The following is a 14,536-nucleotide window of genomic DNA, read 5'->3' on the forward strand; positions in this document are numbered from 1 at the left end:
AGGAACCGTGATGAGGAAGTCACGTCTCACAGCCCTAACCACCGGAGTGCTGGCAGCAACCATGCTGCTCTCCGCATGCTCCGGCGGCACCTCCTCTGAGTCCGGCAAGGACGGCGAGAAGCAGATCACCTTCATGTTCCGAGGTAACGAGGACGAACGGAAGGCCTACGAGACCGCCATTGCTGAGTACACGGAGGAAACCGGCGTCAAGGTCAAGGTCATCTCGACCACCCCGGACGAGTACTCCACCAAGCTCAAGGCAGCCATCACCGGCCGCCAGGTTCCTGATGTGTTCTACATCGACCCAGGCTCGGTTCAGGCGTACGCCAATGGCGGCGTCATCATGGACATCACCGACTACGTAGAGAAGTCCGGCTTCGACATCGCGGACATCTGGGAGTACGGCGTTGACTCCTACAGATACGACGGCAAGGTCCAAGGCCAGGGCGGCATCTACGCACTGCCAAAGGACATCGGCCCATTCTCGTTTGGCTACAACAAGACCATGTTCGAGGAAGCCGGCATTCCGCTTCCTGACAAGGACAAGCCATACACCTGGGACGAGTTCGTCAAGGTAGCCCAAGAACTCACCAAGGACACTGACGGCGACGGCAAACTCGACCAGTGGGGCACCGGCCTCAACGTCACTTGGAACATCCAGGCACTCGCGTGGTCGAATGGCGCAGACTGGATCTCAGAAGATGGCAAGACCGTCACCGTGGACACCCCGGAGATGGCAGAAGCCCTCCAGTTCTTCGCGGACCTGTCCAACAAGTACGAGACCACCCCATCCATCGCCGAGGCGCAGACCCTCGACACCTATCAGCGCTGGATGAAGGGCGAGATCGGGTTCTTCCCAGTGGGACCATGGGATGTCTCCACCTACTCGCAACTCGACTTCGACTGGGACCTCATTCCTTACCCGGCAGGTAAGACCGGCGAATCGGCGACCTGGATCGGAACACTTGGCATTGCGGCCTCCGCATCGACCAAGCACCCACAAGAGGCAGTTGATCTGATCACCTACCTCACCGCAAACGAGACCTCTCAGCAGGCCCTCGTTGACGCCGGAATCCAGATTCCAAACCTCAAGTCGGTCGCCACCGAATGGGCGAAGGACACCTCGACCAAGCCAGAGAACAAGCAAGAGTTCATCGACATCGCCGAGACCTACGGCCGCCCACTGCCAGCCAACAAGACCTACTCGGCCGAGTGGTACGACGAGTTCTTCACAAACATTCAGCCAGTCCTCGACGGCAAGGTAACCGCCGCCGAGTACCTCAAGGAAGCTCAGCCCAAGATGCAAGCCTTCTTGGACGAGGCAAACCAGCAGGCCGAGCAGGCATCCGCTGGAAACTAACCTCCTGGGTTAGGTACCACACACCGCACTGGTTGGGGCCGCGAGCACCTCGCGGCCCCAACCACACAACTGACAAGGGAGAAGGGGATGGCAGCCACCGACGTCGCCACACCACCCACACAAGCACCTGGGAATGTGCGCAAGAAGTCGAAGCTCCACTCGCACGAACGCAAGGTTGGCCTAGCCTTCATCGCGGTGCCAGTCATCGGGTTCCTCGTGTTCACGCTGTACCCGTTGGGCTTTTCCATCTACACATCGTTGACAAGCTGGAACGGCATCGGCCCCATGAACTTTGTGGGCATCGATAACTACATCAAGCTGATCAACGACCCCTACTTCCACAAGGCAATGTGGAACACCCTCTACCTGATGATCGGCATTCCAATAGGCCTGGTCATCTCCCTTCTCCTTGCTCTCGCCATGAACCGCAAGATGCGTGGAACCACGGTGTTCCGCACGATCTACTACATCCCCGTGGTGTCCTCTCTCGCAGCTATCGCAATCATGTGGCAGTGGGCCTACAACGGTGACTTCGGTCTGGTGAACCAGGTCCTCGACCTGGTTGGCATCGACGGCCCGAACTGGTTGCAAAACACGGCCACCGTCAAGCCGGCGATCATCATCATGTCGGTCTGGAAGGGTGTCGGCTACTCGATGCTCCTCTACTTGGCCGCCATCCAGTCGGTCCCCGCATCTCTGTACGAGGCGGCTTCCCTTGACGGCGCGAACGCGTTCCAGAAGTTCAAGGCCATCACCCTGCCCATGGTCCGCCCCGTCACGTTCTTCCTTGTGGTCACCAACATCATCGGTGGAGCCCAGGTGTTCATCGAGGTCAACATCATGACCCCGACCGGTGGCCCCGAGTTCAGCTCCGCCACGATCGTTTGGTACATCTGGCAAAAGGCATTTGACAACCTGCAGATGGGCTACGCCACCGCAATGTCGATCGTGCTCGGTCTGCTCGTGTTCATCGTGACCGCCATCCAGTTCCGCGTGAACTCCAAGAACTCGTTCTCGGTTGAGTGAGGTATAGGAAAATGTCTACTCAAGTCTCTTCTTCCACCCCCTCCGAGACCGTCGAGGACCCGGGTCTGAGCCCCGTTCTCACCAACTCCAAGCTACCTAAGCTGGACAAGGCCCCACAGCGTCCTCTCGGCTCCGCCAAGAAGCGCTACAAGATCGGCAACATCATTGTTGGGCTTGTGCTGACACTTGGTTCGGTCATCATGATTGGCCCGCTCCTATGGACCGTGTCAACCTCGCTTAAGACTCAGCAAGGCGTGTTCGACCTGCCACCACAGTGGATCCCCGATCCGTTTGTCTGGGAGAACTACATCCGCGTGTGGACTGCCGGACCGCTTCTCTCCGGTATCAAGAACTCCCTCATCGTGGCCTGCTCGGTCACGATCGTTGGAACGGTCTTCTCGGCACTTGCGGCGTTCGCCTTTGCCAAGCTCCGCGTGCCGTGGCGTAACGGGTTCTTCCTGCTCCTGCTCTCGGGCCTGATGATTCCGTTCCCGACCCTCATGATCCCGCAGTTCATCATGTTCTCGAACTGGGGCTGGGTGGACACCCTTCTGCCTTTGATCGTTCCGGGACTGTTCGGAAACATCATGATGATCTTCTTCCTGAGGCAGTACCTGAGCTCGGTCCCCGACTCTATGCTCGAGGCAGCCAAGATCGATGGCGCGGGCTATCTCCGGACATTCAGCACCATGATCGTTCCGCTGATCAAACCCGCTATTGCCGCTCAGTTCATCCTGTGGTTCATGGCGATCTGGAACGACTACCTCGCTCCGATCATTTACTTGAACTCGCCAGAGAAGCAGACGCTGCAGTTGGTCATTGCGACCTTCAACGCGCAATACGCGATCCAGACTGACTACCCGTTGATCATGACGGCCTCCGTCATCGCTCTGGTCCCTGTGCTCGCGATCTTCCTGATCTTCCAGCGCCAGATCATTGAGTCGATTGCGCTGACCGGCTCCAAGGGCTGATCACCTTCTGTTCCGCTAGCGGGCCGGGCCACGTGGCCCGGCCCGCTGTCATATCCCCACGCACTTTGGATGTCCTCCATGAACGCCTCTCCAACTTCCGCACCTGCTTCCCCGCCTGCAACTGCCCCCACGACCTCCGCGGACCCCGCCACCTGGGGTCTGAACCACGCACACGACCCCTCGATCGTCAGGGACGATGACGGCACCTACGTCATGTTCACCACTGACGCGTACGCGGACGGCCCCGCCCCTGCCGGTGCCCACATGCGCACCTCCACGGACCTGATCACGTGGGAATGGGCGGGAACCGCGCTGGGTGAAGTCCCGGCCCCAGTCCGCGAGTGGTCGAACGCCGTTGGGCTGTGGGCTCCCGAGGTCGTGCGCTGGCCCGTTGGGTCGTCCGAACAGCGCTGGCGCATGTACTACTCTGCCTCCAGCTTTGGTTCCAAAACCTCTGCCATCGGGCTGGCCACCGCGCCCACCGCGAAGGGCCCGTGGACCGACCGCGGGATCGTGGTGCGCACCGAGCATGAGACCAACACCCATAACGCGATCGACGCCCAGGTCCACTGGGACGAGCAGGGGCAGCCCTGGTTCACCTACGGCTCATTCTTCTCCGGTCTGTACGTGCTGCCGCTCGACCGCGAGACCGGTTTCACGGCCATCCCAGGTGACCTCGGCACCCGGATCGCCTCGCGTCCGCGCTCGGTTGAGGGCGCACTCGAAGGTCCGTTCCTGACCTCCCGGCCCGCCCGCTGCGCGGGCTCCAGCCAGAACCCGCTCGTGCTGTTCGTCAGCTTCGATTCCCTGATCAACACCTACGACGTCCGCGTAGCGCACGCCCCACGGCCCGAAGGGCCGTACACGGACCGCGACCACTCTCCCATGGTGAGTTCAACGCTGGACGGCACCTCAATCGTCGAAAATCCTGACCACGTGGGCACGCTGGTGCTTGCCGGTCACCACTTTGGCGGCCAACGGCCGCTGATCGCGCCCGGCCACAACTCCGTTTTTATTAACGACGATGGTGCCAGTTTCATGGTCCACCACGTTCGGTTTGGGGATCAGCCCCGATCGCACACCGCCCAGATCCGCCGCATGTTCTGGCTTTCGTCTGGCTGGCCGGTGGTTTCCCCGCAGCCGTATGGCGGCGAACCCGCAGCGTTCGATGAGCTCGGCGCGCACGACGTGCGGCCGGAACTTGAGGGCGCGTGGGACGTGGTGAACTTTGGCTGGGAGCCCACGTATCTGGCCCATGAACACCTACCCGAGTCGGGTGCGCCTGTGGTACCTGCACAAACGATCCATGGCGACGGCACCCTCGCGGCACTTGGCGCATTCGAGGGAGTGCTGTGCCAGGCGGTTGTCCCGGGCGCTGGCGAAGGCGCGGACGCGCGGACCGTCCCGGCCTTCACGGGTTATGCTCGCGTAGAACGAGATGGAGTCACCCGCACGGTGGCCGTGTTCGGTGTGAAGCACGCGGACGCGGCAAGGGACCTGGAGGCGTAATGGAAACGGGCTGGGCCGGGCGCGTCATGGTCTTTTTGACCTACGCAACCCACATCGTCGTGCTGAACTTCCTGTGGGTTTTGGGGACGCTCGCAGGCGGCATTGTGCTGGGGATCGCCCCGGCGACACATTCGCTCGGGCGCCTGTTTACAGCGCTGACGCTCGGCTCGCCCTCCCCTAACCTGTGGACCGAGTTCTGGCGTGGCTATGCCCGCGGATTCAAGGAGTCCAACCGCAAGGCCTGGCCGTTCACGGTCCTTGCGCTGCTCGCGGTCGCGGACCTCGCAGCCTTTCGTATCTCAACGATCAACGGCTGGGGTGGGGCCACTGCGCTCCTCCCGGCGTTCGTTGTGGTCACGCTGCTCTGCCTGATCGCGCACGCCTACTTCCACGCCTCGCTGCTGAGGTTCAGTGACTCCTGGGGAGCAACCCTCAAGTTCGCCTTTGCCGCGCCGCTCACGTTCCTGCCCGCCACGATCGCGATCCTGCTAGTCAACGTCGCGTTCTTGATGCTCACGTGGCAGCTCCCGCTGGCGGCACTGCTCGTGGGATTCTCCATCCCACTCGGGTTCTCCATCGTGGTGGCGGGAAGCGCGATCGACAGGGCATACTCGCCTGGATTTAGGCGCGAGGACGTACTCCTTGTCGAGGCAAATGCGGTGTGGGAAGCCAAGCACGCGTCGGACTGAGTGCGGTGCGTGGGCGGCTTGTAGGATCTACCCTTCTGTCCAGCGCGCAGCAGTCCAATCAGGCTGGTCCAGCGCGCTGCGGCCCGGTCAGACGCGAGTGGACTCGCGCTGCGAGATGCTGAAGTCCGCCACAACCTTGCGCGGACCGGGGTCCTGGGCAAGGCCGTCGATGCGCTCCTTGAGCAGGTCCACTGCCGTGCGCGCAATCTGGGCCTTTCCTGGCTCCACGGAGGTCAAGGTGGGGAACGAGTACTGGGCGTCGTCAACATCGTCATATCCAATGACTTTGACGTCTTCAGGGACGCGAAGCCCAGAGGCCTGGAGCGCATAGAGGACACCGAGCGCCATGGCGTCGTTGAGCGCGAACACAGCGTCGAACTCCACACCCTCGGCGATCATGTCAAAGGTCGCCTGAGCACCCGTAGAACGGTGCCACAGGCCCGCCTCGCGGATGAGCGCTGGGTCAACCTCCCAGCCCTCCTCTTGGATCGCCTTCACGTAGCCGGAGGTACGGAGCTGGGCCGAACCGATAACCTCGCCCGCGTGGTCTCCCACCACGGCAATGCGCTTGCACCCAAGGTCAATGAGGTGCTTGGTAGCGGCTTTGGACGCCTCGACATTTGCCATGGTCACGTGGTCCGCCTTGGCACCGAACACTCGCTCACCAAGGATCACCAGCGGATAGTTGACGTCAAACTCAGCGATGTCGTTGGGGCCCAACGCCAGCGGAGAAATGATGAGTCCATCGGTCAGGCTGCGGCGCTGGCCATGCAGTGATTCCTTTTCGCGCTCCGGGTCGGAGTTAGTCTGCTCAATGAGGACCGTTAGTCCGAGCGACTCGGCGTACTTGATCACGGCGTCAGCAAGCTCAGCAAAGTACGGCAGTGAGAGTTCAGGAACCGCAAGGCCGATGATTCCGGTCTTGCCCGAGCGGAGCGAGCGCGCGTTCACGTTCATCTGGTAGCCGAGTTCAGAGATCGCCGAGAGCACCTTTTCCTTGGTGGTCTCGCGGATATAGGGATACCCGTAACTACGTTGCTGACAGTCTTGACGGAAACACCCGCCAGTTTGGCAACGTCCTGCATGGTGGCAGACATGAACTCAGCCTCTGTTCTACTCATCGCGTGGCGCGAACCGGCTCGTGCCGATAACAGGAAAAGTCGGCCGGAGACTTCACTCCGGCCGACTTCCGCAGTTCGCTCTGGTGCAAATGTACATCGTTCCAGAAGAACTTAGGAAAGACTCAGTACGCTTCCCAGCAACAAGTCACCCTCGCGGGCCACGTTGATCGAACGGCCGGGGCTCACTATCGGCTCGAGCACGAGCTCAGCCCCGTTGTCTGCGAGAACTCGGAACAGAGTGCGCGACACGTCCTGCGGGCTGGCCGTCGCTTGATCCTCGGAGATGACTTCGAGTACCGGTTCGGCGATCACTGGTTCCCATGACTCATCGTTGACGTGAGCCCCGCGGTTATGAGGTGCGATCGAGTCTTCGGTGACGGCCAAGAGACCGTTAGTGCCCACGATGCGGTAAGCAATGGGGCCGTCTCCGAGAGGGAAGCCGAACACTGGGAAACCTTCCGCATTCCAGTAGTAAGGAGCAACTCGCCCGTGGCGGTTGAAGTCGAAGAGGGAATTTCCCACGATATCGCGGTACGAACGGGCATGGAAGACGATGATGTCACGTCCGTCCTCGTCCACCGTGAACGAGTTGTGTCCCGGCCCGTAGGCCTTGGTCAGATCGTTCGACTCAAAGACAGGCACGTCGGACTTGCTCCAGCTTGCAGGGTCAAGCAGGTCCGCGTTCTCGTCCGCCCACAGCAGACCCATTGCGTGGTGATGATCGGTCGCGCTGGCAGAGAAGGTGATGAACACGCGGCCATTGCGGACCACTACCGCTGGCCCCTCGTTGACCTTGAAACCCACGATCTCCCAGTCCGCTTCCGGGCGGGTTAGTAGAACAGTCGGTCCGGTCAGTGTGAAAGGGTCTGCCATCTTGGAGATGTACATGTCGGAGTTGATGACCACGCCATCCGGGAGACCCGGTTCCTGGATGGGACGCTGAGCCCACACGTAGTACAGGTCCCCGCGGTGCTCAAACACGGTGGCGTCGAGCGAGAACTCGTCCCACTTGGTTGCGATCCTGCGAGGCTCTCCCCACACGGCGGTGCGGGGGTCCTCACCAATGCCTTCGATCACGTACATACGGATTCGGAACGGTTTGTCGGCGTGCCCAGCAGTGAAGTAGAAGTACCACTTGCCGTTGATCTTGTGGAGTTCCGGTGCCCAGATGTTTCCGCCCATCTCCCCCACCAGTGGGCGGTTCCAGATGGTGACTTCCTCGGCATCGCTGAGCCCGGCAAGGGTTGATGATCCCCGGACAACAATTCGGTCGAACTGAGGATACGAACCGGTGAAGTAGTAGGTTCCTCCATCCTTGAGGATCCACGGGTCAGCACGCTGTTCCACCAGCGGGTTGCGTGGAACCACGCGGGAAATGACGTTTGAAGTCACTGGGACCTACCTTCCTTCTGGCCTCCTACATCGATGTAATCATCGGCCAAAAATAACGCCCGCGCGCACACGGGCGTTTGCTTGCACTTTCTGCCTCCATTTTTACATCGATGTAGAAGAGTTGCAAGGACCTTTTGCCCCTGTCCCGTTCCACCGGCACTCTCGAGAAATCGGTAGTTCTACCCGCTGACCCAAAGCGCCCTCCACTTGGTACGATCCGATCAACGTGGAACTTCCGCACCCAGCAAAGGTGAAAGATCAACCATGACAGTTGCGCTCGCCATCGCCCTAGTTACGTTTGGGCTCTTGTTCACGATCCGACCCGACTTCTCGTGGACGCTCTCGAACTTCTGGAAGTTTGAGGATCGAGCCGAACCATCTAACCTTTCGCTCGCCCTGTACCGAGTCCAAGGCATCCTGCTTGTTCTGGCAGGACTCGTGGTGTGGGTTGTCTGGCTCTAGATCGGCGAAACGCGCGGCTGGAAGCCGGGGCACAATCGTCGAAAATCATCTTCCACTCCCACCCAGGAAAACAAAACAGCCGGCCCGATGCATCAGCATCGAGCCGGCCGAACCACGCGCCAACCCAGAACCCGAGCGCCCACCACCATGGGCGAGCGGGCTCCTATCTTCCTTGACTACTCAGGGAGGCACACGCCAACCCCTGCATGGAGTGGGACTAGAGGCCCTGCGCGAGGCGGTAGTAGGACTTGTTCCAACGCAACTCGTCAGCGAACTGACGGATGTTGGTGTCCTCGTTAATGATGACCAGTTCAGTCTTGGCCATGCGTGCGAAGTCTTCCCACGCCTCCAGACCAACCTGCGTGGACATGCAGGTGTGGTGAGCAGCACCGGACATCAGCCAGGCCTCAGCGGACACTGCGAACGAAGGCTGCGGCTTCCACACGGCACGGGCTACGGGAAGGTTCGGCAGCGCAGCGGTAGGCTGCACGTTCTCGACCACGTTGACTACGAGGCGGAAACGCTCGCGCATGTCGGACATCGCAACCACAACGGCAGGACCGGAGTCCGCGGTGAAGACCAGACGAACCGGGTCTTCCTTGCCGCCAATGCCGAGCGGGTGGATCTCCAACTTTGGTTTGGTCGCGGTCAGCGTTGGGCAAACCTCAAGCATGTGGGCGCCGAGGATGAGCTCGTTGCCCGGGGTCAGGTCGTAGGTGTAGTCCTCCATGAGCGAGGCGCCACCCGGCAGGCCGTAGCCCATAACCTTGGCGATGCGGATCAGGACGGCGGTCTTCCAGTCGCCCTCTGCGCCAAAGCCGTAACCGTCCGCCATCAGGCGCTGCACGGCAAGGCCAGGGAGCTGGCGAAGCTCGCCAAGGTCTTCAAAGTTCGTGGTGAACGCCGTGAAGTCACCGGCCTCAAGGAACGAACGCAGACCAATCTCGATCGCAGCGCCGTAACGCAGCGAGTCAGCCTTCGCGCCGCCAGGAAGCAGTTCCGCATCCACCTCGTACAGGTCCGCATACTCGGCCACCAGAGCGTCGATCTGCTCGTCGGTCGCAGCGTTTACTGCCTCAACCAACTCGTTCACGGACCAGGTGTTCACCGAAACACCAAGCGAAATCTCGGCCTCAGTCTTGTCGCCCTCGGTCACGGCAACGTTGCGCATGTTGTCGCCAAAACGAGCGAGCTTCATGTTCTGTGCAGCGTTCCAGCCAGCAGCCGCACGAGCCCACGTACCGATCTGCGCGGTTACAGCGGAGTCTGAAGCGTGCCCCACAACCGTCTTGCGAGGGATGTTCATGCGAGTCTGAATGTACGCGTACTCACGGTCACCGTGTGCTGCCTGGTTCAGGTTCATGAAGTCCATGTCGATGGTCGCCCAAGGCAGTTCCACGTTGGCTTGCGTGTGCAGGTGCAGCAGCGGAGTCTTCAGCGCGTCCAGGCCGCGAATCCACATCTTGGCTGGTGAGAACGTGTGCATCCACGTGATCAGACCAATACAGTTGTCGTTCGCATTCGCCTCAAGAATGAGCGCGCGAATCGAGTCCGAGTCCTTCAGGACCGGCTTCCACACCACGTTCACCGGCACATCAGACGACGCCGCAATCAGCTCGACGATCTCCTTGGACTGGTCCGCAACCTGAATCAACGTCTCCTCGCCGTAGAGGTTCTGCGATCCAGTCAGGAACCAAATTTCCTTACCTTCAAATGGGTTCTTCATTGCTATCCCTTGCTCTGAAATACGTTGTGATTATCGACGATTGTGCTGGGTACCAGCCGATTCGTCGGAAAATTGTGGGGTTGCGATAGCTTCAGCAGCTGTCAGCGGCGGCCTACGTTTTGACTGTACTTTTTGGCCAATAACTACGCCCATTCCATCTCCGCCGAGATCTCGCTTCGCGGAGAACTCAACTTCGCTGCGTTCCTGCGCTTATTGGCCGTACTTTCTTTGGCCAATAACTACGCCCATTCCATCTCCGCCGAGATCTCGCTTCGCGGAGATCTCAACTTCGATTTCATGGCTTGTTATTGGCCGTACACGTTCTGGTACCGGTAATACAACGAGTCAATATCCGACTGCGCAATGCGCGTCGGCTCGCCCAGCTGGCGCGAGATGTGCACGGTACGCGCAACTTCCTCGACCATGACCGCAGCCTTCACGGCGTCCTTCGCGTCCTTGCCAATGGTGAACGGGCCGTGGTTGCGCATCAGAACCGCGCGCGAGCGCGAGTCCCTGAGCGTGTCCACGATGCCCTGCCCAATCGAGTCGTCACCAATCAGAGCAAATGGACCCACAGGAATGTCGCCACCAAACTCGTCGGCCATCATGGTCAACACGCAAGGAATAGGTTCCGCGCGCGCCGCCCACGCCGTGGCGTAAGTGGAGTGAGTGTGGACCACGCCGTAAATGTTGGGCATGTTGCGGTAGACATATGCGTGAGCCGCGGTGTCTGAGGAGGGCAGCCGGTCGCCGTCTACGAGGTTGCCGTCGAGGTCCGTGACCACCATCTTCTCTGGCGTGAGCTCGTCGTACGTGACACCGGAAGGCTTGATGACCAGCAGGTCTGCGCTCTTGAGGCGCTGCGACACGTTGCCCGCAGTCCAAACCACGAGCTCCCAGCGTGGGAGCTCCGCGTGCAGGTCGCACACGATCTTGCGCACAGCCGCGATCTCGTCGCGCACTTCCTGGCTGTAGGCGTCGAGGCCCGTGGCCTCGCCGATTCCGCGGGCTTCCTTGGCGTCTACTTGGGCGTCACCAAACATTGTTGTCCTTTTCTTTGAGTGCTTATCAGCGATCTCGCTGGCGATCTTCGCCGGTTACGCCTGGCTGATAGTCGTGTTGAGTGCGGTTACGGCCGCTCGCTCGATGTCCAGTCCCGCCGTGTACTGCTCGAGGTAGGTCGCAAACCCCGCGACGTCGGTTGCGGCTGGGGTGACGGTGTTGATCTCCGCGGACGCGAAGATCGTTGAGGTCAGGTACTCAAACAGATCTGCTTCCAGGCCCGCGGCACGAGCCTTGGTGAATGCTGAGAGAACCGCAATACCCCACGCCCCACCCTCGCCGGCAGTGTGGCCCACAGAGACGGGTGCGTTGATGGCTGCGGCGAGCAGACGCTGGGCGACCCCGGCGGTGCGGAACATGCCACCGTGGGCAAACATGTTCTCGATTGCCACACCCTCACCTGCCAGGACCTTCATGCCGAGCGCGAGGGTGGCGAACGCGCCGTTGATTTGGGTGCGCGCAAAGTTCGGGAGGTTGAGAGTGGAGTCTGGTGTACGCACGAACAGTGGACGGCCTTCCTCAAGGCCCGTAATGGGCTCACCCGAGAGGTAGTTGTAGCCGAGCAATCCGCCGCCGTTGGCTTCGCCGCCGAGTGCCGCGCGGAAGAATGCCTCGAATACCTGGTCGGGGCTGATGTCCAAGCCGAGAGCCTTGGCGTACTCGCCGAACACACCCGCCCAAGCGTTGAGTTCAGAGGCGCCATTGTTGCAGTGAACCATCGCCACGAGGTCGCCTACCGGCGTGGTCACAAGGTCGAGCTCGTGGTGGCGGCTGGCCAGCGGCTGCTCAAGGACAACCATGGAAAAGATGGAGGTTCCGGCGCTGACGTTTCCGGTGCGCGGGGCTACTGCGTTTGTGGCAACCATTCCGGTTCCCGCGTCGCCCTCGGGTGGGGCGGTGATGATTCCAGGGGTCAGGGTTCTGGTTGGGTCGAGCCAGGCAGCACCCGCCTCAGTGAGGCGGCCCGCATCTTGTCCGGCTACGAGGACCGTGGGCAGGAGGTCCGCGAGCGCCGGGCCCTGATGGCGAGTCGCTACGCGCTGGTCTACGAGTTCGAGGAGGCTCACATCGTAGTTGCGGGTGGCAGGGTCAACAGGGAACATTCCCGAGGCATCACCAACGCCGAGGACCTTGTTTCCGGTGAGCTTGTAGTGAACGTATCCGGCGAGCGTAGTCAGGAATGCGATCTCAGGTACGTGCGCTTCTTCCTCAAGGATCGCCTGGTACCAGTGCGCCACGGACCAGCGCAGAGGAATGTTGTAGTTCAGAAGCTCGGAAAGTTCAGCGGCGGCCGGACCGGTAGAGGTGTTGCGCCAGGTGCGGAACGGCACGAGCAGTTCGTTGTCAGCGTTGAACGCGAGGTAGCCGTGCATCATGGCGGAGATGCCGAGCGCGCCGAACGTGGTGGGACGCACGCCGTACTGGCTCTCGATGTCAGTAACCAGGCTTGCGTAGGCGTCCTGCATTCCACGCTCCACGGACTCGAGCGAGTAAGTCCAGCGCTTGTCCACCAACTCGTTTTCCCAGTCGTGGGCCCCCGCGGCGATCGGGGTGCCGTCGGTCAGAATGAGGCTGGCCTTGATTCGAGTCGAGCCGAGTTCGATGCCGAGGGCGGTGCCGCCTGAAGTGATTGCCGCGCGGATCTGCTCAACTGACGGGGATGCGGTGGTCATCGCTGCCTCTCTCTGCCACAACGCTGTGCGGGTTCTGATGGTCCACGTGCGCGGCTTGTTAGCGTTCACACTTTCGGGAACGCAGGGCGCGGCACGGTTTGATACTCAGAATGTTAGCGTTCACATTTGTGGGAATCAAGCCGACCCGTTAAGTCAGATTTCTTGCGTGCAAGCGCGCCGGACTCGGCGCAGCGCCTAGCCGGCCAGCGCCCGCGGCACCGCCGTGCTTGAACGGACCACCAGCTCGGGCTCAATCACCGAGTTGCGCGCCTCTCCCCCGTCAATCACGGCAAGGAGCGATTCGATGACCATCCGGCCCATCTCTGCAAACTTGTGGTGCACGGTGGTGAGCGGCGGGATGAAGTTCGACGCGCCCGGCTGGTCGTCCACTCCAACTACCGAGACGTCCTGCGGAACTCGCAGGCCAGCTTCCGTGAACGCACGGATCAGACCCAGAGCGATCATGTCGTTGGCGGCAAACACCGCGCTCGGCACTCCGGCTCGCGCGAGGTGCACGCCCACTTCGTACCCGCGCTCAGGCGACCAGTCCGCTTGGACCAACGGCACTGGATTGAGCCCACGCTCGGTGCACTCAAGTTTCCACCCCTCGAGCCGTCCGCGAGCGTCCGTCCAGTTGAGCGGACCAGACACGTGGGCTATGTCTTGGTGTCCCAACTCCGCGAGGTGCCGCACGGCGATTCGCCCCGCCTGCACCTGGTCCAAGGAAACCGACTGCATCGAGTCAGGCACGAGCTCCGCGTCCGCGAACACAACTACCGGTACTGGCGCCACAAATGAGTGCAGCGCCTCTACCACCTCAGTCTCTGGTGCGATCACAACGATCCCGTCCACACCCTGCCCAAGCAGGTGGTCCAGAAGCTCCTTCATCACGCGCGACGACGCGCGCTTCACAGTGGCCATCGAGATGAAGTACCCGGCCTCGCGCGCAGCCTCCTCGATCGCAACCACCGCCCGCTGCGGGCCGAACAAGGACCGCCCGGTCGTGATGACGCCAATGGTCCCAGATCGTCGTGTAACGAGGGCCCGAGCCGCAAAATTGCGCCGGTATCCCAGTTCGTCAATGGCGGCCTGGACCCGCTCGCGGGTCTCTGGCCGCACTGAATCATGGCCGTTCAGGACGCGCGAGACCGTCTGGTGGGACACCCCAGCCAGTTTTGCCACGTCGTTCATGCCCGGTGGGCGCCCTGCAGCCATTCTTGTCCCTACTTCAGCAGGCCAATAATGCCGTCGGCAATGAAGTACAGCGCTACGAGCGCCGCACCGAGCCAGATCAGCTTGCGCTGCATCGATGGCGGCTTAGGTGTCTTTTTGTCGTCCTGGCCTGTGGTCATAGTCGCGCTCCTGTGGGCGGGTTGGTCTGGTGACTCCACTGTAACCGTTCCGCGTCCTGGCGCCCGGCACCTCTCCGCCGCTCACATACGCCGAGATTGCACCTGGGGGTCCGAGATGTTCCGGCGGCCGGAACATCTCGGACCCCCAGGTGCAATCTCGCGGGGAGAGGAGGGAAAGCCCTGCCGAGATTGG

14 protein-coding genes are annotated in these 14,536 nt (G+C 61.2%); 6 read left to right on the forward strand and 8 right to left on the reverse strand.

The genetic code is table 11. The annotated features are described in order from the left end of the window. Nucleotides 1-10 precede the first annotated feature (10 nt). The 5 genes from HGSM_RS00930 (at nt 11) to HGSM_RS00950 (ending at nt 5,555) form a co-directional block, all read left to right on the forward strand. Nucleotides 11-1,360 carry an ABC transporter substrate-binding protein gene (locus HGSM_RS00930; protein WP_019146859.1) on the forward strand — a complete coding sequence of 450 codons (1,350 nt, stop codon included), beginning with the start codon at nt 11-13 and terminating at the stop codon, nt 1,358-1,360. A gap of 87 nt (nt 1,361-1,447) precedes the next feature. Continuing rightward, nucleotides 1,448-2,386, forward strand: coding sequence for a carbohydrate ABC transporter permease (locus tag HGSM_RS00935; RefSeq protein ID WP_019146860.1), 939 nt, complete (start codon nt 1,448-1,450; stop codon nt 2,384-2,386). An 11-nt stretch (nt 2,387-2,397) separates the two neighbouring features. Further along, complete coding sequence (locus tag HGSM_RS00940; RefSeq protein WP_019146861.1) at nt 2,398-3,357, forward strand: carbohydrate ABC transporter permease; 960 nt, start codon at nt 2,398-2,400, stop codon at nt 3,355-3,357. Nucleotides 3,358-3,435: 78 nt separating this feature from the next. Continuing rightward, nucleotides 3,436-4,866, forward strand: coding sequence for an arabinan endo-1,5-alpha-L-arabinosidase (locus tag HGSM_RS00945; protein ID WP_019146862.1), 1,431 nt, complete (start codon nt 3,436-3,438; stop codon nt 4,864-4,866). Then, on the forward strand, nt 4,866-5,555 hold the full coding sequence (locus tag HGSM_RS00950) for a YesL family protein (protein WP_019146863.1): 690 nt from the start codon (nt 4,866-4,868) through the stop codon (nt 5,553-5,555). Before HGSM_RS00945 ends, HGSM_RS00950 begins: the two co-directional genes overlap by 1 nt. A gap of 87 nt (nt 5,556-5,642) precedes the next feature. Here HGSM_RS00950 and HGSM_RS00955 read toward each other — a convergent pair whose 3' ends face one another. From HGSM_RS00955 to HGSM_RS00960, 3 genes are all read right to left on the reverse strand, one after another. After that, nucleotides 5,643-6,545: a LacI family DNA-binding transcriptional regulator gene (locus HGSM_RS00955; protein WP_019146864.1), complete on the reverse strand. Its 903-nt coding sequence runs from the start codon at nt 6,543-6,545 to the stop codon at nt 5,643-5,645. After that, entirely contained in the window at nt 6,509-6,676 is a 168-nt protein-coding gene (locus tag HGSM_RS15025) for a LacI family DNA-binding transcriptional regulator (protein WP_407635101.1), read from the reverse strand. The genes HGSM_RS00955 and HGSM_RS15025 overlap by 37 nt, the downstream gene beginning before the upstream one ends. 111 nt (nt 6,677-6,787) lie before the next feature. Further along, nucleotides 6,788-8,068, reverse strand: coding sequence for a glycoside hydrolase family 43 protein (locus tag HGSM_RS00960; protein WP_019146865.1), 1,281 nt, complete (start codon nt 8,066-8,068; stop codon nt 6,788-6,790). 264 nt (nt 8,069-8,332) lie between these two features. On the opposite strand from HGSM_RS00960, the gene HGSM_RS00965 reads away from it, so the two are divergent. Further along, nucleotides 8,333-8,530: a DUF6199 family natural product biosynthesis protein gene (locus HGSM_RS00965; protein ID WP_019146866.1), complete on the forward strand. Its 198-nt coding sequence runs from the start codon at nt 8,333-8,335 to the stop codon at nt 8,528-8,530. Between the two features lie 217 nt (nt 8,531-8,747). Here the strand turns inward: HGSM_RS00965 and araA are convergent, their stop codons facing one another. The 5 genes from araA to HGSM_RS14900 all read right to left on the reverse strand — a co-directional run bounded on the left by araA (nt 8,748) and on the right by HGSM_RS14900 (nt 14,343). Beyond that, a complete protein-coding gene (araA, locus tag HGSM_RS00970; protein ID WP_019146867.1) occupies nt 8,748-10,256 on the reverse strand; it encodes an L-arabinose isomerase in 1,509 nt (502 codons plus the stop codon). Nucleotides 10,257-10,561: 305 nt separating this feature from the next. Beyond that, a complete protein-coding gene (locus tag HGSM_RS00975; protein ID WP_019146868.1) occupies nt 10,562-11,299 on the reverse strand; it encodes an L-ribulose-5-phosphate 4-epimerase in 738 nt (245 codons plus the stop codon). Between the two features lie 54 nt (nt 11,300-11,353). Next, entirely contained in the window at nt 11,354-12,991 is a 1,638-nt protein-coding gene (locus HGSM_RS00980; protein ID WP_019146869.1) for a xylulokinase, read from the reverse strand. Nucleotides 12,992-13,186: 195 nt separating this feature from the next. Then, entirely contained in the window at nt 13,187-14,206 is a 1,020-nt protein-coding gene (locus HGSM_RS00985; protein ID WP_081581246.1) for a LacI family DNA-binding transcriptional regulator, read from the reverse strand. Nucleotides 14,207-14,214: 8 nt separating this feature from the next. Continuing rightward, the gene (locus HGSM_RS14900; RefSeq protein ID WP_019146871.1) at nt 14,215-14,343 is read right to left on the reverse strand and encodes a hypothetical protein; all 129 of its coding nucleotides are present in this window, start codon (nt 14,341-14,343) and stop codon (nt 14,215-14,217) included. Nucleotides 14,344-14,536 lie beyond the last annotated feature (193 nt).

The sequence above is a fragment of the Timonella senegalensis JC301 genome, assembly GCF_000312125.1.
GTDB lineage: Bacteria > Actinomycetota > Actinomycetes > Actinomycetales > Cellulomonadaceae > Timonella > Timonella senegalensis.